This window comes from Streptomyces niger, assembly GCF_000718305.1.
GTDB lineage: Bacteria > Actinomycetota > Actinomycetes > Streptomycetales > Streptomycetaceae > Streptomyces > Streptomyces niger.
Genome location: NZ_JOFQ01000017.1, coordinates 54,342 through 73,399, shown reverse-complemented (window position 1 = coordinate 73,399; position 19,058 = coordinate 54,342). Strand labels below are relative to the sequence as shown.

The 19,058-nt window shown below is 73.0% G+C and carries 16 protein-coding genes; 10 read left to right on the top strand and 6 right to left on the bottom strand.

Features of this window, described 5'->3' with window-relative positions; translation table 11 throughout:
- Window positions 1-47: 47 nt before the first annotated feature.
- Together IF20_RS27775 and IF20_RS27770 are read left to right on the top strand one after the other, a co-directional pair.
- Window positions 48-1,034, top strand: coding sequence for a sugar-binding transcriptional regulator (locus tag IF20_RS27775; protein ID WP_052868100.1), 987 nt, complete (start codon window positions 48-50; stop codon window positions 1,032-1,034).
- Between the two features lie 91 nt (window positions 1,035-1,125).
- Window positions 1,126-1,641 (top strand): barstar family protein, encoded by a 516-nt coding sequence (locus tag IF20_RS27770; protein WP_110944610.1) that lies wholly within the window; start codon window positions 1,126-1,128, stop codon window positions 1,639-1,641.
- An 18-nt stretch (window positions 1,642-1,659) separates the two neighbouring features.
- Here the strand turns inward: IF20_RS27770 and IF20_RS27765 are convergent, their stop codons facing one another.
- Window positions 1,660-2,109, bottom strand: a complete 450-nt coding sequence (locus IF20_RS27765) for a GNAT family N-acetyltransferase (protein ID WP_052868099.1) — start codon at window positions 2,107-2,109, stop codon at window positions 1,660-1,662.
- A 63-nt stretch (window positions 2,110-2,172) separates the two neighbouring features.
- Window positions 2,173-3,159 carry a hypothetical protein gene (locus IF20_RS27760; protein ID WP_199896770.1) on the bottom strand — a complete coding sequence of 329 codons (987 nt, stop codon included), beginning with the start codon at window positions 3,157-3,159 and terminating at the stop codon, window positions 2,173-2,175.
- Window positions 3,160-3,445: 286 nt separating this feature from the next.
- Between IF20_RS27760 and IF20_RS27755 the strand changes: the two genes are divergently transcribed.
- From IF20_RS27755 to IF20_RS27735, 5 genes are all read left to right on the top strand, one after another.
- On the top strand, window positions 3,446-4,885 hold the full coding sequence (locus IF20_RS27755; protein WP_052868097.1) for a GuaB1 family IMP dehydrogenase-related protein: 1,440 nt from the start codon (window positions 3,446-3,448) through the stop codon (window positions 4,883-4,885).
- A gap of 462 nt (window positions 4,886-5,347) precedes the next feature.
- Window positions 5,348-6,835 carry an amino acid permease gene (locus tag IF20_RS27750; protein WP_052868096.1) on the top strand — a complete coding sequence of 496 codons (1,488 nt, stop codon included), beginning with the start codon at window positions 5,348-5,350 and terminating at the stop codon, window positions 6,833-6,835.
- A 10-nt stretch (window positions 6,836-6,845) separates the two neighbouring features.
- Complete coding sequence (locus tag IF20_RS27745; RefSeq protein ID WP_052868095.1) at window positions 6,846-7,301, top strand: Lrp/AsnC family transcriptional regulator; 456 nt, start codon at window positions 6,846-6,848, stop codon at window positions 7,299-7,301.
- Between the two features lie 334 nt (window positions 7,302-7,635).
- The gene (locus IF20_RS27740) at window positions 7,636-8,433 is read left to right on the top strand and encodes a carbon-nitrogen hydrolase family protein (protein WP_052868094.1); all 798 of its coding nucleotides are present in this window, start codon (window positions 7,636-7,638) and stop codon (window positions 8,431-8,433) included.
- Window positions 8,434-8,539: 106 nt separating this feature from the next.
- Window positions 8,540-10,273: a flavin monoamine oxidase family protein gene (locus IF20_RS27735; RefSeq protein ID WP_052868093.1), complete on the top strand. Its 1,734-nt coding sequence runs from the start codon at window positions 8,540-8,542 to the stop codon at window positions 10,271-10,273.
- A gap of 107 nt (window positions 10,274-10,380) precedes the next feature.
- Here IF20_RS27735 and IF20_RS27730 read toward each other — a convergent pair whose 3' ends face one another.
- On the bottom strand, window positions 10,381-11,310 hold the full coding sequence (locus IF20_RS27730) for an LLM class F420-dependent oxidoreductase (protein ID WP_052868092.1): 930 nt from the start codon (window positions 11,308-11,310) through the stop codon (window positions 10,381-10,383).
- Between the two features lie 245 nt (window positions 11,311-11,555).
- Here IF20_RS27730 and IF20_RS27725 point away from each other — a divergent pair, with 245 nt between their 5' ends.
- Entirely contained in the window at window positions 11,556-12,239 is a 684-nt protein-coding gene (locus IF20_RS27725; RefSeq protein WP_052868232.1) for a DUF5995 family protein, read from the top strand.
- A gap of 19 nt (window positions 12,240-12,258) precedes the next feature.
- Here IF20_RS27725 and IF20_RS27720 read toward each other — a convergent pair whose 3' ends face one another.
- Entirely contained in the window at window positions 12,259-13,689 is a 1,431-nt protein-coding gene (locus tag IF20_RS27720; protein ID WP_052868091.1) for a uracil-xanthine permease family protein, read from the bottom strand.
- Window positions 13,690-14,020: 331 nt separating this feature from the next.
- Between IF20_RS27720 and IF20_RS27715 the strand changes: the two genes are divergently transcribed.
- Window positions 14,021-14,497, top strand: a complete 477-nt coding sequence (locus IF20_RS27715; RefSeq protein WP_052868090.1) for an acyl-CoA thioesterase — start codon at window positions 14,021-14,023, stop codon at window positions 14,495-14,497.
- 118 nt (window positions 14,498-14,615) lie between these two features.
- On the opposite strand, the gene IF20_RS27710 is transcribed toward IF20_RS27715, so the two are convergent.
- Window positions 14,616-15,833, bottom strand: coding sequence for an MFS transporter (locus IF20_RS27710; RefSeq protein ID WP_052868089.1), 1,218 nt, complete (start codon window positions 15,831-15,833; stop codon window positions 14,616-14,618).
- A 130-nt stretch (window positions 15,834-15,963) separates the two neighbouring features.
- Here IF20_RS27710 and IF20_RS27705 point away from each other — a divergent pair, with 130 nt between their 5' ends.
- Window positions 15,964-17,256: an ROK family transcriptional regulator gene (locus tag IF20_RS27705; RefSeq protein WP_110944609.1), complete on the top strand. Its 1,293-nt coding sequence runs from the start codon at window positions 15,964-15,966 to the stop codon at window positions 17,254-17,256.
- 28 nt (window positions 17,257-17,284) lie between these two features.
- On the opposite strand, the gene IF20_RS27700 is transcribed toward IF20_RS27705, so the two are convergent.
- Window positions 17,285-19,057: a hybrid sensor histidine kinase/response regulator gene (locus IF20_RS27700; RefSeq protein WP_052868088.1), complete on the bottom strand. Its 1,773-nt coding sequence runs from the start codon at window positions 19,055-19,057 to the stop codon at window positions 17,285-17,287.
- Window position 19,058 lies beyond the last annotated feature (1 nt).

Below are 19,058 nucleotides of genomic sequence, written 5' to 3'. Positions count from 1 at the left end.
GCGCAGTAGGGGAGATTTTCGTGGTTGCCAGCCGCCCACATTCCGGGATGGGCCCCGCCGAGCTGGTGCAGGCTGCGGCCATGGCCCGCCGGTTCTATCTCGAGGGCAAGTCCAAGATCCAGATCGCCGAGGAGTTCGGCGTCAGCCGCTTCAAGGTCGCGCGGGTGCTGGAGACGGCACTGGAGCGTGACCTGGTGCGGATCGAGATCCGGGTGCCGGCCGAACTGGACGCCGAGCGCTCGGACGCGCTGCGGGCCCGGTACGGCCTGCGGCACGCCGTCGTCGTGGAGTCCGCCGCCGACTCCGACGACGCGCCCGACCCGGAGAACCTCGGTGAGGTCGCCGCCGACCTGCTCGGCGAGCTGGTCACCGAGGGCGACGTGCTCGGCCTCGCCTGGGGCCGGGCGACGATCCACATGGCCTCGGCGCTGCACCGGCTGCCCCCGTGCACCGTCGTCCAGCTGACCGGGGTGTACGACGCGGGCACCGCCGACCGCGGCTCGGTGGAGGCGGTGCGCCGCGCCGCCGACGTCTCCGGCGGCGAGGCGCACCCCATTTACGCGCCGATGCTGCTGCCCGATTCGGCCACGGCGGCGGCGCTGCGGGGCCAGACGGGCATCGCGCGGGCGTTCGACTACTTCGACAAGGTCACCGTCGCCTGCGTCTCCATCGGCTCCTGGGCGCCCGGCATCTCGACGGTCTACGACATGCTCTCGGAGGGCGAGCGCGAGCACTACGCCTCGCTCGGCGCCGCCGCGGAGATGTCGGCGCACCTCTTCGACGCCGAGGGCCGGCGCATCGGCCGCGACCTGGGGGAGCGCTGCATCACGGTCGAGGCCGACCGGCTGCGCCGCATCCCCGAGGTGGTCGCGATCGCCGGCGGCCACCGCAAGGCCCACGCGATCGGCGCGGTCCTCAAGTCCGGCCTGGTCACGAGCCTGGTCACGGACACCGCAGCGGCCGACCACCTCCTCCTGGAGGCCACCCCCGGGCCGCGCCCGGCCCTGGACCGCGCGGACCCGGACGGCTCCTGACCGCCACGCGCCACCCCGGCCGCCGTACGCGGTGATCCGTACGGCGGCCGTTCGCCCGGCGCGGCGGCCGGGGCTGTGACAGCATCGCGGCATGCCCGAAACCCCCGGAGTTCCCGGCCAAGGTGCCGGCCCGCGCGACGGCGCCCGCACCGAGAAGGACGGCGTGCCCAGGTCGCTGTCCGCCGTGCTCGACGGACGGACGCTGCCGGGCGTGCTGTCCTGGCCCGCGGGCCGGCCCGTGCAGGAGGCGTTGGACGCGGCGCTCGCCGCCGGCTGGCAGGGCACGGTGCTCGACCTCGAAGGCGTCACCGACAAGGCGGAGTTCATGACGCGCGCCGCGACGGCGCTGCGACTGCCGTCCTGGTTCGGAGCCAACTGGGACGCGCTCGCCGACTGCCTCGGCGACCTGTCCTGGTGGCCCGCCGAGCACGGCGGCCGGCTGCTGGCCGTACGGGCCTGGCAGGGGTACGCCGCGGCCGAGCCCGAGGAGTGGCGGGTGGCGGAGTCGGTCCTCGCGGACGCGGTGGCCCGCTGGCGGGACACGGACACCGGGCTGGCCGTGCTGCTGACCCGCGACGCGGGCGGCCCGGCGGCGGCCCGCCGCTGAACAGCCCGCGCCGACCGCTTACAGCACCCGCTCGAAGCACCACGACGACGCCGCGCCCGCGTACGCCCCGAAGTTGGGTATGCGGGCATACCCCGCGCGGGTGTAGAAGCGCACCGCGGCGTCCTGGCGGTCGCCGGTCTCCAGCCGGAGCCGGTGCCAGCCCCGGCCGCGTGCCCAGTCCTCCAGGGCGCGCAGGATCTCCGCCGCGGCGCCCGAACCGCGCCGGTCCGGCACCACGTACATCCGCTTGATCTCACCGGTCCCGTCGCCGAGGGCGCGCAGGCCGCCGCAGCCGACCGGTATGCCGTCGTCCTCGTACGCGACGAAGAACGCGGCGCTGTCCGCCGCCGAGGGCGGGACCCCGGGCTCGCTGTCCGGGGTCCCGTAGATCTCGGCGATCTCCGTCCGCTGCCGGGCCCGCAGCACGGCCGCGTCCGGATCCTCCCAGGCCACCTGCTCGATCTTCATGGCCGGGATTCTGCCGACGCCGCGTTTCGGGTGCGTTACGCCGCGGGGCCCTCGCAGAACGGGTCAGTCGTCGAGGTGGTCCAGCAGCACCGAGCCGCCGAAGTCCTCGTCGTCGGTGCCCCACAGCGCCCGGTCGCCGGGCAGCAGCGCGACCGCCTCGATCTTGCGGTTGTCCGCCGTGGTGTACCGCCGGACCTCCTTCGGCCTGCTCAGCTTCAGCTCGGGGCGGCCCTTGTCGACCGCCAGCCGGCCCGCTTCGAAGACCGCGGAGCTGAACGGTCCGGAGTTCTTGTTCGGGTCCTGGGCCGCCGACAGCACCACGGTCCCGTCCGCCGCGATCTTCAGGTCGCTGATGTGCCGCACCTCGTCCCGCGCCGGCCACGGCGCGCGGAACGCGACCGGGTCGGTGACGTGCGAGAACACCGCCTTCGCGGACGCCGACGGGTGCAGGACGGCCGACCGCACCTGCGAAGCGGTGCCGTTGCTGCCCCGGGTCGCCCAGACGGCGACGTCCTTCCCGGTGGCCCGGTCCCGGTGGACCGCGAACGCCTCGTAGTTCTGCGTGTCGTCGCCCTTGTAGTGCCTCGTCTCGGGCAGCGGGGTCGACCAGCGGACCGTCGCCGTGTCGCCACTGATCTTCAGGCCGTAGACCGTCGGGCGGAACTTCCCGCCGTCGCCGCTGCTCAGCGTGGTGTACTCGCCCGGCCGGCCGGGCACCGCGGCCACCGACTCCAGATCCTTGGGCACCTCGCTCCCGGCCCACTGCAGATCCCGTACGACGGGTGCGTGGCCGGGCGCCAGCCGTACGGCCGACAGCCGGACCTGGCCCGCTTCCTTGTTGTCCCGCGCCACGATCGTGTCGATCCGGCCGTGACCGGTACCGGCGACGGCCAGCCCGCTGACGCCGCCGGTCATCCCGTCGCCGACCTTCTGCCACCCGGACGCCGCGGTGGCCGGCCGCTCGGTGCCGTCGGCGAAGGCGACGGTGGCTGCGATGGTCGCGAGGGACACGCCGGCGATGCCCGACGCGAGAAGTGCTTTTCTGATCATCACGGCACGGTAAGCGAGCATGTCGCTCCGCAAGCCGTCCGTATGCAGAGGGTTTACCTTCACCCGCACAATTTCGGGTGAAGCCACAGCCTGCGCGAGCACCGGTCGGGTGATGACACAGAACCTGGCCGAACGGCGGCCGAAGCTCGTCAATCCGGTGCCCGATCGGCGATGATGGACTAGGAGCTTGATGCCTGATCCGCTGCCGGCACAGCCGTACCCGCCGCCGGACCGGTGCTGACTCCCCGCCCGCTACCGAAGCACAACCGCAGGTGAGAGAGTTAGCATGCGATTTCTGAACGATTCGAAGCCGCCGTACGACCTGACGTACGACGACGTGTTCATGGTGCCGAACCGCTCCGCGGTCGGCTCCCGGCAGGGCGTGGACCTCTCCTCGCCGGACGGCACGGGCACCACCATCCCGCTGGTCGTGGCGAACATGACCGCGATCGCCGGCCGCCGGATGGCCGAGACGGTGGCCCGCCGCGGCGGTCTCGTCGTCATCCCGCAGGACATCCCGATCGACGTCGTCACCGACGTCGTCAGCTGGGTCAAGCGGCGCCACCTGATCTTCGACACCCCGATCGTGCTCTCGCCGATCGCGACCGTCGCCGACGCGCTGGCCCTGCTGCCCAAGCGGGCGCACGGCGCGGGCATCGTCGTCGAGGGCGGCCGGCCCATCGGCATCGTCACCGAGCACGATCTGACCGGCGTGGACCGCTTCACCCAGGTCGCCGAGGTCATGTCCAAGGACCCGCTGGTCCTGGACGCCGACATCGACCCGCGCGAGGCGTTCAACCAGCTCGACGCCGCCAACCGCAAGCTCGCCCCCGCGGTCGGCAAGGACGGTCAGCTGGTCGGCATCCTGACCCGCAAGGGCGCGCTGCGCGCGACCCTCTACACGCCCGCCACCGACGCGAACGGCAAGCTGCGCATCGCCGCCGCCGTCGGCATCAACGGCGACGTCGCGGGCAAGGCCAAGCAGCTCCTCGACGCCGGCGTGGACACCCTCGTGGTGGACACCGCACACGGCCACCAGGAATCCATGATCAGCGCGATCAAGGCGGTCCGGGCGCTGGACCCGCAGGTCCCGATCGTGGCGGGCAACATCGTCGCCGCCGACGGCGTGCGCGACCTCATCGACGCCGGCGCCGACATCATCAAGGTCGGTGTCGGACCGGGCGCGATGTGCACCACCCGCATGATGACCGGCGTGGGCCGTCCGCAGTTCTCCGCCGTCCTGGAGTGCGCCGCCGAGGCGAAGAAGTACGGCAAGCACGTCTGGGCCGACGGCGGCATCCGGCACCCGCGCGACGTCGCCATGGCGCTCGCCGCCGGCGCGTCCAACGTCATGGTCGGCTCGTGGTTCGCCGGTACGTACGAGTCGCCCGGCGACCTCCAGCAGACCGCCGACGGCCGGCTCTACAAGGAGAGCTTCGGCATGGCGTCGGCCCGCGCGGTGCGCAACCGCACCAGCGAGGAGTCGGCGTACGACCGCGCCCGCAAGGGCCTCTTCGAGGAGGGCATCTCCACCTCGCGGATGTTCATCGACCCGGCCCGGCCCGGCGTCGAGGACGTGATCGACTCGATCATCGCGGGCGTGCGCTCGTCCTGCACCTACGCGGGCGCCTCCAACCTCGCGGAGTTCGCCGAGAAGGCCGTGGTCGGCGTGCAGAGCGCGGCCGGCTACGCCGAGGGCAAGCCGCTGCACAACAGCTGGAGCTGATCCGACGGCACGGCCGACGACCGCTCCGAGCGGCCGGCCGTCCCGCCTCACGGGCCCGGTCCCGCGCGCACGCCGCGTGGGACCGGGCCCGTGCGCGTGGTGGGGCCCGCATTCTGCCGGGTCCCGGGCGGCATCGCGGGGACCGCGCGGCGTGAGATCGCTTACTTCCGGGCCGACACGGCTGCACGCCCGATATCGCCGCCCTTGGAATCCATGGCCTCAACACGCCGCCAAGGCGCAACAAATGGCCGCCGTGGCCGTTCGTGCGCAAGGATCGTGCGCGAATGCGCAAGGAACCCGCATTACGGCAGGTCGCGCGCGGGCCTTAAGGTCAGGCAAGTTACGTGGAGTGGCGGGGACCGTCCGCTCGGCGGTTCCCCCCGTGCGGGTTGCTTCGTGCTGCCCGAATGTGGACCGCCTCGGTCACCGCCGCCTGATTGGCAGCGATTAAGGAGCCACCCCGTGTCGGACACCGGCGCCCCGCCTGACCTGGGTACCAGCAGCTACTCCCCGCCCCCGCCGCCCCGCGGGGGCAAAACCGGCACGCTCGGCGCCCTGATGCGGCGCAAGCCCGTCGAACGCCTGGTGGCCGATGCCGGCCACGGTGAGGGCGGCAGCCTCCGCCGCTCGCTGGGCATGTGGCAGCTGACGATGATCAGCATCGGCGCCACGCTCGGCACCGGCATCTTCGTGGTGCTGGGCGAGGCCGTCCCCGACGCGGGCCCCGCCGTCGTCATCTCTTTCGTGATCGCGGGCATCACCGCGCTCTTCTCGGCGCTGTCCTACGCCGAGCTGGCCGGCACCATCCCGGTCTCCGGCTCCTCCTACTCCTACGCGTACGCCACGCTCGGTGAGCTGGTCGCCTGGGTCTGCGGCTGGTGCCTGATCCTGGAGTACGGCGTCTCGGTGGCCGCGGTCGCGGTCGGCTGGGGGCAGTACCTCAACGAGCTGCTGTCGGGCACCGTGGGCTTCACCATCCCCGACGTGATCGCCGCGCCGCCCGGTGACGGCGGCATCTTCAACCTGCCGGCGCTGCTGGTCGTGCTGCTCGCGATGGTCTTCCTGCTGGGCGGCGCCAAGGAGAGCGCCCGGGCCAACGCCATCATGGTCGCCGTGAAGATCGCCGCGCTGCTGCTCTTCTGCGGCGTCGCCTTCCAGGGCATCCGGGCCGGCAACTACGCCCCCTTCATGCCGCTCGGCATGGCCGGTGTCAGCGCCGCCGGCGCCACCCTCTTCTTCTCCTACATCGGCTTCGACGCCGCCTCCACCGCCGGCGAGGAGGCCAAGAACCCGCAGCGCGACCTGCCGCGCGCCATCATGCTCTCGCTGGTCATCGTCACGGCGCTGTACTGCCTGGTCGCCGCGGTCGCCGTGGGCGCGCTGCCCTGGAAGAAGTTCTCCGGCACCGAGGCCGCGCTCGCCGGGATCATGAAGAACGTCACCGGCCAGAACTTCTGGGCCGTGCTGCTCGCCCTCGGCGCGGTCGTCGCCATCGCCTCCGTCGTGCTGACCGTGCTCTACGGCCAGACCCGCATCCTCTTCGCGATGTCCCGCGACGGCCTGGTGCCCAAGGTCTTCTCCAAGGTCCACCCGAAGACCGGCGCGCCCCGCGCCAACACCGTCATCGTCTCGCTGTTCTGCGGCATCCTGGCCGCCGCCGTGCCGCTCGGCCAGCTGGCGGACGCCACCAGCATCGGTACGCTCTTCGCGTTCGCGCTGGTCAACGTCGCGGTCATCGTGCTCCGCAAGACCCGCCCCGACATGCCGCGGACCTTCCGTACGCCGCTGTCGCCGCTCTTCCCCGCGATCGGCTTCGTGCTCTGCCTCTGGATGATGGGCAGCCTCGACCTGATCACCTGGGTGGTGTTCGGAGTCTGGATGGTGGCCGGTCTCGTGTTCTACTTCGCTTACGGCATGCGCCGCTCCCGATTGGCCACCGACCAGAAGTGAACAACCCCTCGTGCGACTGAACGACCTCGACGAACGCATCGTCCACGCCCTCGCGGAAGACGCCCGCCGCTCCTACGCCGACATCGGACAGGAGGTCGGGCTCTCCGCACCGGCCGTCAAACGCCGGGTGGACCGGCTGCGGACCGAGGGAGCCATCACCGGGTTCACCGTACGGGTGGACCCGGCGGTGCTCGGCTGGGAGACCGAGGGCTTCGTCGAGCTGTACTGCCGTCGCAACACCTCGCCCGAGGCCATCCACCGCGGCCTCGCGCGCTATCCCGAAGTGGCGTCCGCCTCCACCGTGACCGGTGAGGCGGACGCCCTCGTTCAGGTCTTCGCCTCCGACATGCGCCACTTCGAGCGGGTCCTGGAACGCATCGCGGGCGAGCACTTCGTCGAGCGGACCAAGTCCGTCCTGGTGCTCTCGCCGCTCCTGCGGCGCTTCTCCTCCGGCTCCCCCGTCTGACACCCCCGCCCCGACCCCCTCGGGCGTACGGACCTGCCCCCTCGGGCGTACAGACCTGACCCCCCTCGGGCCTCGGGCGTGCGGACCTGCCCCCTGTCGGGCGTACGGACGCGCGCGGGAGCGCAACGAATCGCCGAAAGCGGCTCGAAAGGCGCAACGAATCGGTACGTGGAGCGCAATGGTGCAGCCTTGTACCACTTGCTCCGCGGACCGTACCGTCTAGACGTCTTCCGGTCCTCCGGCAGCGCGCCCCTTCGGCGGGGCGCCTCCCGGGCGACGTCTTCCGCACACCCGTACGGCACGTAGCTGCCGTACGCACCATCCGAGGGGTCCCATGTCTGCGCTGCGCACCGCCCTGCTCCAGAGTTCGGGACGGCCCGGCGACGTGGCGTACAACCTCAAGGCGCTGGCCCGGGCCGCCGAGGACGCGGCCGCTGCCGGCGCCGGGCTGCTGGCCTGCCCGGAGCTGTACCTGACCGGTTACGCCATCGGCTCCGGCGTACGCGAGCTCGCCGAGCCCGCCGACGGCGAGAGCGCCGACGAGATCGCGCGGATCGCCGCCGAGCACGGCATCGCCGTCGCCTACGGCTACCCGGAGCGCGCCGGCACGGAGGTGCACAACTCCGTGCAGCTGATCGGCCCGGACGGCACGCGCCTCGCGAACTACCGCAAGACCCACCTCTTCGGCTGCTTCGAGCAGGAGATGTTCACCCCCGGCGACGAGCCCGTCGTCCAGGCCGAGCTGGCCGGCGTCCGGATCGGCCTCCTGATCTGCTACGACGTGGAGTTCCCGGAGAACGTCCGGGCCCACGCCCTGGCCGGCACCGACTTCCTCGTGGTGCCCACCGCGCAGATGCACCCGTACCAGTTCGTCGCCGAAGCGATGATCCCGGTCCGCGCCTTCGAGAGCCAGCTCTACGTCGCGTACGTCAACCGCACCGGCCCCGAGGGCGAGTTCGAGTTCGTCGGGCTCTCCACCCTGGCCGGGCCCGACGGGGTCGTACGGGCCCGCGCCGGGCGCGGCGAGGAGATGGTCCTCGGTGACGTCGACCCCGGCTTCCTCGCGGCCTCCCGCGAGGCCAACACCTACCTGTCGGACCGCCGCCCGGAGCTGTACGGCTCCCTGGGCTGAGCCCGCCCCGCCCGCCTCCCGGCCGTCCGGCCCCGGCCGCCCCGGTGCGGCTCTCGCCTGCCCGTTTCCTCCCTTCCCGCATGGTTTTCCAAGGAGCCCCGCCCTCATGACGTCCACGGTGCCCACCGCTGTCCAGCACACCGACGCTCCACCGGCCGACGGCCGGGGGCGCCCCCTGCCGCCGATCACCATGTTCGGACCGGACTTCCCCTTCGCGTACGACGACTTCCTCGCCCACCCCGCGGGCCTGGGCCAGATACCCGCGACCGAGCACGGCACCGAGGTCGCGGTCATCGGCGGCGGCCTCTCCGGCATCGTCACCGCCTACGAGCTGATGAAGATGGGCCTCAAGCCCGTCGTCTACGAGGCCGATCAGATCGGCGGCCGGCTGCGCACCGTCGGCTTCGAGGGCTGCGACCCCTCGCTCACCGCCGAGATGGGCGCCATGCGCTTCCCGCCGTCCTCCACGGCGCTGCAGCACTACATCGACCTGGTGGGGCTGGAGACCAAGCCGTTCCCGAACCCGCTCGCGCCCGAGACGCCCTCCACCGTCGTCGACCTCAAGGGCGAGTCGCACTACGCCGAGACCGTCGACGACCTGCCCGAGGTCTACCGTCAGGTGGCCGAGGCCTGGAACGCCTGCCTGGAGGAGGGCGCCGACTTCTCCGACATGAACCGGGCCCTCCGTGAGCGCGACGTCCCGCGCATCCGCGAGATCTGGGGCAAGCTCGTCGAGAAGCTCGACAACCAGACCTTCTACGGCTTCCTCTGCGACTCCAGCTCCTTCAAGTCCTTCCGGCACCGGGAGATCTTCGGCCAGGTCGGCTTCGGCACCGGCGGCTGGGACACCGACTTCCCCAACTCCATCCTGGAGATCCTCCGCGTCGTCTACACCGAGGCCGACGACCACCACCGCGGCATCGTCGGCGGCAGCCAGCAGCTCCCGCTGCGCCTGTGGGAGCGCGAGCCCGCGAAGATCGTGCACTGGGCCCAGGGCACGTCCCTCTCCTCGCTGCACGACGGCACGCCCCGCCCGGCCGTCACCCGGCTGCACCGCACGGCCGGCAACCGGATCACCGTCACCGACGCCTCCGGCGACATCCGCACCTTCCGGGCGGCGGTCTTCACCGCGCAGTCCTGGATGCTGTTGTCAAAGATCGAGTGCGACGACGCACTGTTCCCCATCGACCACTGGACGGCGATGGAGCGCACCCACTACATGGAGTCCTCCAAGCTGTTCGTGCCCGTCGACCGGCCGTTCTGGCTGGACAAGGCCGTCGACGACAACGGGAACCCGACCGGCCGCGACGTCATGTCGATGACGCTGACGGACCGGATGACCCGTGGCACCTACCTCCTCGACAACGGCCCGGACGAGCCGGCGGTCATCTGCCTCTCCTACACCTGGTGCGACGACAGCCTGAAGTGGCTGCCGCTGAACGCCAACGAGCGCATGGAGGTCATGCTCAAGTCGCTCTCGGAGATCTATCCGAAGGTCGACATCCGGAAGCACATCATCGGCAACCCGGTGACCGTGTCCTGGGAGAACGAGCCCTACTTCATGGGCGCGTTCAAGGCCAACCTGCCGGGCCACTACCGCTACCAGCGCCGTCTGTTCACGCACTTCATGCAGGACCTCCTTCCCGAGGACAAGCGCGGCATCTTCCTCGCCGGTGACGACATCTCCTGGACCGCTGGCTGGGCCGAGGGCGCCGTGCAGACCGCGCTGAACGCCGTGTGGGGCGTGATGCACCACCTCGGCGGCGGCACGGACGCCACCAACCCGGGCCCGGGCGACGTGTACGACGAGATCGCCCCGATCGAGCTGCCGGAGGACTGATCCGGGGCGGCGGCCCGCGCTCGCCGGGGTTCGGAGGGGGAGCCCCGGCGGTCGTCAGCCGCTGGTCCACCGCGGTCCGGGAGCCGGTGCGAGCTCCCGGACCGCCGTCATATCCCGGCCGCGCGCGCCGCTTCGTACACCTCCGCCGCCAGGTCCTTCAGCTCCTCCGCATCCCGGCACCGGCCCTGGAGGTCGAGCAGGATCTCCCCGACACCCACCTCGGCATGGGCCGCCAGGTCCGCCACGATCTGCGCGACGCTGCCCTGGAACGGGGCGCGGTCCTGGCCTTCGTACGCCTTCGCCGTGTGCTGGGTGTTCACCCGCACCACGTTGTCGAACGGGGCCGTGCGGCCGCGCTCGGCGGCCAGCTCCTGCAGCTGCCGCCACTGCTCGGCCAGCTTGTCGGCGCCCATCGCCGCCGGCATCCAGCCGTCGGCGCGGTCCACCAGCCGCCGCTGCGCCCGCGGGCTGTTGGCCGGCAGCAGCACCGGGATCGGCCGGGCCGGCTTGGGGCCGACCTCGGACGGCGCGATCGTGGTCAGCTCGCCCTCGTACGCCACCGGGTCCGGGCCCCACACCGCGCGGCACACGTCCAGCAGCTCGTCCAGCACCTTGCCGCGCTTCTCGAACGGAGCCACCGCGGCCGCCGCGTACTCGTCCAGGGACCAGCCCGTGCCGAGCCCGGCGACCACCCGGCCGCCGCTCGCCGCGTCCAGCGAGGCAAGGCTGCGGGCGAGCTGGAACGGCACGTGCAGCGGGGCGACGAGCACGCTCGTGCCCAGCCGGGCCCGCTCCGTGGCCGCCGCCGCCAGCGTCAGTGTCACCAGCGGATCGGCCACCGAGCGGTACTGATCGGGCCAGGGCAGACCCGGTATGCCGTACAGCCCCTGGGTCGCGGGCTCGGGGAAGAGCACGCGCTCGAAGACCCAGAGGCTGTCGTAACCGGTCTGCTCCGCGGCGCGCGCCACGTCCGGCACGTCGCGGCCGAGGTCGTACTGGCGCATCTGCGGGAGGCTCAGTCCGAGTCGGACAGTCATACCGTGCTCCTTCGGATCCGGTTCGCCGGCGGGTTACGTGCGATCAACGTCCGCCGTACGCGCAGGAGTTCCGGCCGCCGGGGGCGCAATGGCGCGCGGCACCGGCGTGCACTGCCGGTGAGGTTCCGGGCATGGCTTTGGTCCGATCCGGTCACACCCCCACCGCGCCGTCCCTGCCGCCCGCCCGCCCCTGCCACGCTGATCGGCATGACGACGATGCAGCCGAGCTGATCGGCATGACGACGATGCAGCCGACAGGCGCGACGGTGGGCGTGGCACGGGTCCTGGCACGGATGCGCACGCTGGACGCGACGCTGCCGCCGCGCGACGGCGTCGCGGTCTTCAACCGGGTGTACCTGCAGGCCACCGAGGAGGTCGGGCGGCAGATCGGGGCGGGCGGCTTCCGGGACGCGGGCGCGGCCGCCGAGCTGGACGTACGGTTCGCGCTGCGGTATCTGGGCGCGGTGGACGCCGTCACTGCCGGGCTCCGGCCACCGGCGTGCTGGCGCCCGCTGTTCCAGCTGCGCTGCCATCCCGGCGTCAAGCCGCTGCAGTTCGCGCTGGCCGGGATCAACGCCCACATCGGGCACGACCTGGCGCTCGCCCTGGTGGACACCTGCCGGGCGCTGGGGTGCGAACCGGCCGCGCTGGAGGCGGACTTCGACCGGGTGGGGCAGGTGCTCACCGGCCTGGAGGAACGGGTGCGGGAGCGGCTGATGCCGGGGCCCGACCTGTTGGACATCGCCGACCCGCTGACCCACCTGGCCGGTGCGTGGAGCCTGGAGGCCGCCCGGGACGGTGCGTGGACGGCGGCCCGCGCGCTGTGGAGCCTGCGCGGGCTGCCGGAGGTGGCGGAGGAATTCGTGCAGCGGCTCGACGCGGGCGTCGGCCTGGCCGGCCGCATACTGCTGACGCCGCTGCGCGGCTGAGCCCCGCCGCGCCCAGCGGCTACTTCTCCGCCGACCCCGCCGACCCCGCCGACTCCGCCGACTCCGCCGACTCCGCCGATTCCTCGTCGTATGCCGACGTGCCCTCGTCCAGGAGAGGCTGCTGGGTCTTGAGATGGGCCGGGGCCAGTGCGCGCAGGACGTGGTAGCCGGAGAGGACGACGATCGTGCCGAGGGCGATGCCGCCCAGCTCGAAGTTGTCGGAGATCTTCAGGCTGACGCCGCCGACGCCGATGATGACGCCTGCCGCGACCGGCACGAGGTTCAGCGGATTGCGCAGATCGACCTTGTTGTGGACCCAGATCTGCGCGCCGAGCAGGCCGATCATGCCGTACAGGATGACCGTGATGCCGCCGAGCACCCCGCCCGGGACCGCGGCGACCACCGCACCGAACTTCGGGCAGAGGCCGAAGAGGAGGGCGAAGCAGGCGGCGGCCCAGTAGGCGGCGGTGGAGTAGACGCGGGTGGCCGCCATGACGCCGATGTTCTCGGAGTACGTGGTGTTCGGCGGACCGCCGAGCGCGGTGGAGAGCACGGAGGCGGCGCCGTCGGCGGAGATCGCGGTGCCGAGCTTGTCGTCCAGCGGATCACCGGTCATCTCGCCGACGGCCTTCACGTGCCCGGCGTTCTCGGCGACCAGCGCGATCACGACCGGCAGCGCGACCAGCACGGCCGACCACTGGAAGCTCGGCCCGTGGAAGGACGGCAGGCCCACCCAGTCGGCCTTGGCGACGGCGGAGAAGTCCAGCCGCCAGTGGTCGGTGACCTTTCCGGCGCCGTTCTGGGAGTGGATCATCCCGAAGACCAGGTCGAAGAGCCAGGAGACGAGGTACCCGAAGACCAGCCCGAGGAAGATCGCGATGCGGGACCAGAAGCCGCGCAGGCAGACCACGGCCAGCCCGGTGAACAGCATGGTCAGCAGCGCCACCCACTGGTCCTGCGGGAAGTAGGTGCTCGCGGTCACGGGGGCGAGGTTGAAGCCGATGAGCATGACGACCGCGCCGGTGACGACCGGCGGCATGGCCGCGTGGATGATCCGCGCGCCGAACCGCTGCACGGCCAGCCCGATGGCGAACAGCACCGCGCCGACCACGAGCACCGCGCCGGTCACGGTGGCGCTCGTACCGCCCTGGGCCCGGATGACGGCCGCGACGCCCACGAAGGAGAGGCTGCACCCGAGGTAGGAAGGCACCCGGCCGCGGGTCGCGAGCAGGAAGATCATCGTCGCGACGCCGGACATCATGATGGCGAGGTTCGGGTCCAGGCCCATGAGGACCGGGGCCACGAACGATGCGCCGAACATCGCCACGACGTGCTGCGCGCCGAGGCCCGCGGTGCGCGGCCAGGACAGTCGCTCGTCGGGTCTGACCACGGCTCCCGGCGCGGGGGTGCGCCCGTCTCCGTGGAGGGTCCAGCGCACGCCGAGGCCCATGGAAGCTCCCGTTCTCGTCAAGTCGTCGTGAGGCCACCGACCGGCGGTGACCGGCCAATGTTAGTGCGGGCCAGGTCCGCTTCCTCCGGCTATGGGCGGATTGAGCGCGCATGGTCTCGGTCACGCGGCCCGGCGCCGCAGCAGTCTAAGCGCATGCTTACGATGAGATGGTTCAACTTTTGAACGCCTCTGTACGCCTCGGTCCCGAGCACCCGGCCATGCCTCGTCGCCTCGGTCCCGAGCGTGCCGGCCATGTCCCGCCGTATCGGCTCGGGCGTGACCGACCCCGTTCGATCCCGTCCGACCGCACCGCAGCATCAGGAGTACGACCGTGAGCGCCCCCGCCCCGTATACCGCCGAGACCCTCCCGTACGGCGAGCTGGTCCCCGTGACGGTTCACTTCGACGACCTCGACGCGCTGGGCATGCTCCACAACTCGCGCTACCCGCTGCTCGTCGAGCGCGCCTGGGGCGCGTACTGGCACTCCTACGGCTTCGGGTTCACCGGCGACTGGGCGACCGCGGGCGACATGGCCAACGTCATCAAGGAGATGCGCGTCTCCTACGAAGCGCCGATCACCCGCCCCGGCACCTTCGCCGCCCACCTGTGGGTCGAGAAGCTGGGCCGGACCAGCCTCACCTACGGTTTCCGGATCTGCTCGGCGGACGGCGCTACCACGTACGCGCAGGGCCACCGCATCCTGGTCCGCGTCGACGCGCAGACCCTGCGCCCCACGCCCTGGACCGACGAGGCCCGTGCGATCGCCCGCAAGCTGGCCCGCCCGGAGGCGCTGCCCGACGCGAGCTGACCGCGGCCGCGGGGCCCGGCCCCGCCCCGACCCCCGCCCCGGCCTCGGTCGGCCCGCCCCGGCCTCGGTTGGCCCGCCCCCGGCCTCGCCCCGGCCTCGCCCCGGCCTCGGGCGGCCGTCACGAACCCTTGAGATCGAAGGTGGCGGAGCTGACCGAGGCGCGGCGCTCCGGTACGCGGAGGACGCCCGCGGCCAGCACCAGGCCCGCGGCCAGCGCCGTGACCAGGAGGAAGGAGCCGGTGAGCGAGGTGGCCTGGGCGATCGAACCGATCGCGGAGGGCGCGATCAGGCCCGAGGTGTAGGTGATCGTCGCGACGCCCGCGATGGCCTGGCTCGGTGCCGGGCCGCTGCGCCCCGCCGCGGCGAACGCCAGCGGCACGACCACCGCGATGCCCAGGCCGATCAGCGCGAAGCCCGCCACCGCCATGGCCGGGTGCCGCGCCGTCACGATCAGCAGCCCGCCCGCCGTGGCCAGCAGGCCGCTCGCGCGCACCGTGCGCACCGGGCCGAACCGGGCCACCACGTGGTCGCCGGCCAGCCGGGCCGCCGCCATCATGCAGGTGAACGCGGTCGTCGAGGCCGCAGCGAGCCCGGCCGACGTGCCCAGCACGTCCCGCAGGTACACCGCCGACCAGTCCAGGCTCGCCCCCTCGGCGAACACCGCGCAGAACCCCACGGCACCGATGATCAGCGCCGACTTCGGCGGCAGCGCGAACCGCGGCGGCGGGTGCTCGTCCGGGGCGCTGCGCAGGTCCAGTACGCCCTGGCAGGAGACCGTGCCGAGCACGGTCAGCACGCCCGCCGCGAGCGCGAGGTGCAGCCGGGCGTCGGTCTCGGCGTGCGCGGCGACGGTACCGGCCGCCGAACCGAGCAGCGAGCCCACGCTCCACATGCCGTGCAGCCCCGACATGATCGGTTTGTCGAGGCGCTGCTCGACCTCGACGCCCAGCGCGTTCATCGCCACGTCGGACATCCCGGCGGTGGCTCCGTAGACGAGCAGGGCGCCGCACAGCGTGAGGAGGTTCGGGGCGACCGCCGGAAGGATCAGCGAGAGCGTCCAGAGGGCCAGGAGGCCGCGCAGCGCCGCACGGGCGCCGAAGCGGTGGCTGATCCGGCCCGCCAGCGGCATCGCCAGGGACGCGCCGATCGCGGGAAAGGCGAGCGCGATCCCGAGCTGCCCCGTGCTGACCCCGGTGTGCTCCTGAATCCAGGGAACGCGGGTGGCGAAGTTGCCGGTCACCGCGCCGTGCACGAGAAAGACAAGCGCCACCGACCAGCGTGCGCGGCGCAGTTGGCGGGGCGGTGCGGCCGTGGGGGAACCACCGTTGGCTGGCATGACGAGGAAACTATCAGGGTCCCTTCCTATTAGCTTCCGAATAACTGGCCAGCCGCCGCATCACTGTCAGCCTCCGTATCGCTGTCAACCTCCGAACAAGGCGGTGCGCACGGTCTGGAAGGATTCCGCCATGCCTGACACCACCGCGCGACCCGGCCGTACGCCCGCACGTGCCGCCCCCCGGGCCCGGTCCCGTACGGCGTCGCCGCGCACCGCGCGGGCCATCAACGACCGTCTCGCGCTCCAGCTCCTCGAAGCGGACGGGCCGTTGACGGCCCATCAGCTCAAGGAGCGGACCGGACTGTCGCGGCCTACGGTGGCCGATCTCGTGGACCGGCTGGGCGCCGCCGGGCTGATCGAGGTCGTCGGCGAGGCGGGCGCCGACCGCCGCGGCCCCAACGCCCGGCTCTACGGCATCGTCGCCGGCCGCGCCCACCTCGCCGGGATCGACGTCCGCACGCACGGTGTCACCGTCGCCGTCGCCGACCTGCTCGGCACCGTCCGCGCGCAGGAATCCGTGCCGGTCGCCGAGGACGCCCTGCCCGAGGAGGCGGTGGCGCGGGCGTACGCCGCGCTGGACCGGGCGCTGGCGCGTGCGGGCGGGGTCCGGCCGCACACCGTCGCGGTCGGTGCGCCCGGCCTCGTCGATCCCGCCACCGGCCGGCTGACCGGCACCGGAACGCTGCCCTCGTGGCACGGCGCGCTGGTCGCGGGGTTGCGCGACCGGCTCGGCGCACCGCTGCTCCTGGAGAACGAGGTCAACCTCGCCGCCATCGCCGAACGGCGGGACGGCGCGGCCCGGGACCGGGACACCTTCGTCCTGCTGTGGCTGGGGCACGGGGTGGGGGCCGCGGTCGTGCTGGACGGCCGGCTGCGCCGCGGTGCCTCCGGTGGCACCGGCGAGATCGGCTTCCTGCCCGTGCCCGGTACGCCGGCCCTGCCCAGCGCCACCGGCTGCGACGGCGGCTTCCACTCGCTGGCCGCCTCCGGGGCGATCGTCGAACTGGCCGGGGAGTACGGCTTCGCTGCCGCATCCGACGGCCCCGCCGCAGCCGGGTACGAGGCGGGGTCCGGTGCCGACGACGACGCGCCCGCCGCCGAGCGCGTCGTCCGGGCCGCGGTGGCCGCCGGGGCCGCCGGGGCGGACTTCCTCGACGCGTTGGCGCGGCGGATCGCCGTGGGTGTGGCGGCGGTGACCGCCGTGCTCGACCCCGGCTGCGTCGTGCTCGGCGGCGAGATCGGCCGGGCGGGCGGTGCGGCGCTCGCCACGAGAGTGGCGGCCCGGGCGGCCGGCATGTCACCGCTGTGCACCGAGGTACGGGCGAGCACCGTCGGCGGCGGTGCCGTGTTGCGCGGTGCCGTGCTCGCGGCCAAGGACGCGGCTCAGGACGACCTGTTCGCCCCGGACGACGCGGCACGCTGAACCGCGCCCGTCGAGGCGAGAAGAACCCTCACGGCGTCGGCGACTCGGGCGCGTCCTGCGGCCACGGGGACGGATCGCCGGCCCAGTCGGAAAGCAGGCGGTCGAGGGCGGTCAGGCTCAACGGCGTGGCCAGGTGCGCGTCGAAACCGGCCCGGGGCGACCGGTCGCGGTCGGCCTGTTGGCTGAATCCGGAGACGGCGATCAGCCGCGTACGGTCGGCCGGCAGGGACTCCCGCAGCCGGCGGGCCATGTCGTGGCCGTGCACATCGGGCAGCGCCAGGTCGCTCAGTACCAGGTCGAAGGGGGCGGCGCGGGCGGCGGCCAGCCCTGCCACGCCCGTGTGACGCACCGTCACCCGGTGGCCGCCGCGCTCCAGCAGGGCGCGGTGGCCGGCGGCCAGGTCGGCGTTGCCCTCGATCACCAGGATGCGCAGCGACGGGTGGTGGAGCGCCGTGATCCGCTCGTCGGGCGGGCGCTGCGGCGGGGGAGCGGGGGAGGCCAGCGGCAGGCGGATGCGGAAGCACGCGCCGCTGTCGGGGCCGTCGCTGTGTGCCCGTACGGTGCCGCCGTGCAGCTCGACGAGGCCGCGGACGACGGGCAGGCCGAGCCCGCCGGCCGTGGTGTCCGAGGGCGGAGCGGCGCGGACGAAGGCGCCGAAGAGGGTGTCGGCGACGGCCGGGTCGAAGCCGATCCCGTCGTCGCGCACGGTCAGCACCGCATGGCCGGAGTCCGTCGCAGCGGAGCCGGCCACCGTCTCCAGTTCGAGCTCCACCCTGCCGTTGGGCCCGGTGTACTTGCGGCCGTTGTTGAGCAGATCGGCCGTCAGCTGCGCGAGCCGGGCCCGGTCCCCTTCGACGGGCACGGGGCCGGACGGCATCACCACCAACAGCCTGCGCCGCGTCCGGGAGAACTCGGGCAGCATGTCCTCGGCCGCGGTGGTGACCACGGAACGCAGGTCGAGCCGCTCGCGCGCCAGGTTCAGCCGGCCGGTCAGCGCCCTGGTCGCGTCCAGCAGGTCGTCGGTCATCCGCGCCGTGTGCGTGATCTGCCGCTGCAGGGCGGCCAGCGCCTCGCGCGCGGGCGGACCGTCCACGCAGAGCAGCTCGCCGGCGGCCTGGAGGGCGGCCAGCGGGTTGCGCAGTTCGTGCGAGAGGGCGGCGAGGAACCGGTTCTTGGCCTCCTGCTGCTCGCGCAGCGCGGCCCCGGCGGTGGTCAGCGCCTCGTTGGCCTGCCGCAGCCGCTGGTTCGCCGCCCGCACCGCACGGCTGCGGGCGAAGAGTTCGCCGTCCATCCGGTCGGCGCACTGCCGCGGTTCGGCGGCCGCCCGCCGCCGCCGGCGCCGCCCGGCACGGCGCACCCGCACGGACTCGGTGACGTCCTCGACCCGGTGGATGATGTGCGTGAGCGTGCCGGCGGCGTCCAGGACGGGGGTGTTGACCGGCGACCAGTACCGCTCCACGAAGGCGCCGCCGGGGCCGGCCGGGATGTCGTACCGCTGCGTGGCCATCGTGTCGGGCCGGCCGGTCGCCAGCACGGTGCGCAGGGAGCGGGCCAGGTTGCGGACGCCGTCCGCTGCCGGGTGGGCCGGGTCGTCGGGGAGAACTTCGAGGATCGGCCGGCCGATGAGGGACCGGCGTTCGGTGGCGGTGGCGGCCAGGTACGCCCGGTTGACCTCGACGATGCGCAGTCCGGGGTCGAGGACCAGGTACGGCGAGGGGGCCGCGTCGAACAGCGCGTGGTAGTCCGGTGCGGCGGGGACGTGGGCAGCGGTGCGGTCCCGGTCGTCGGGCCCCTGAGCCATG

Bases quoted from the DNA above. Each gene is read 5' to 3' on its own strand.
- IF20_RS27725 (WP_052868232.1), top strand. From the start codon at position 11,556: ATGCAGCCGACAGGCGCGACGGTGGGCGTGGCACGGGTCCTGGCACGG.
- IF20_RS27730 (WP_052868092.1), bottom strand. From the start codon at position 11,310: ATGACTGTCCGACTCGGACTGAGCCTCCCGCAGATGCGCCAGTACGAC.
- IF20_RS27765 (WP_052868099.1), bottom strand. From the start codon at position 2,109: ATGAAGATCGAGCAGGTGGCCTGGGAGGATCCGGACGCGGCCGTGCTG.
- IF20_RS27720 (WP_052868091.1), bottom strand. From the start codon at position 13,689: ATGGGCCTCGGCGTGCGCTGGACCCTCCACGGAGACGGGCGCACCCCC.
- IF20_RS27775 (WP_052868100.1), top strand. From the start codon at position 48: ATGGGCCCCGCCGAGCTGGTGCAGGCTGCGGCCATGGCCCGCCGGTTC.
- IF20_RS27770 (WP_110944610.1), top strand. From the start codon at position 1,126: ATGCCCGAAACCCCCGGAGTTCCCGGCCAAGGTGCCGGCCCGCGCGAC.
- IF20_RS27710 (WP_052868089.1), bottom strand. From the start codon at position 15,833: ATGCCAGCCAACGGTGGTTCCCCCACGGCCGCACCGCCCCGCCAACTG.
- IF20_RS27755 (WP_052868097.1), top strand. From the start codon at position 3,446: ATGCGATTTCTGAACGATTCGAAGCCGCCGTACGACCTGACGTACGAC.
- IF20_RS27760 (WP_199896770.1), bottom strand. From the start codon at position 3,159: ATGATCAGAAAAGCACTTCTCGCGTCGGGCATCGCCGGCGTGTCCCTC.
- IF20_RS27705 (WP_110944609.1), top strand. From the start codon at position 15,964: ATGCCTGACACCACCGCGCGACCCGGCCGTACGCCCGCACGTGCCGCC.
- IF20_RS27735 (WP_052868093.1), top strand. From the start codon at position 8,540: ATGACGTCCACGGTGCCCACCGCTGTCCAGCACACCGACGCTCCACCG.
- IF20_RS27740 (WP_052868094.1), top strand. From the start codon at position 7,636: ATGTCTGCGCTGCGCACCGCCCTGCTCCAGAGTTCGGGACGGCCCGGC.
- IF20_RS27700 (WP_052868088.1), bottom strand. From the start codon at position 19,057: ATGGCTCAGGGGCCCGACGACCGGGACCGCACCGCTGCCCACGTCCCC.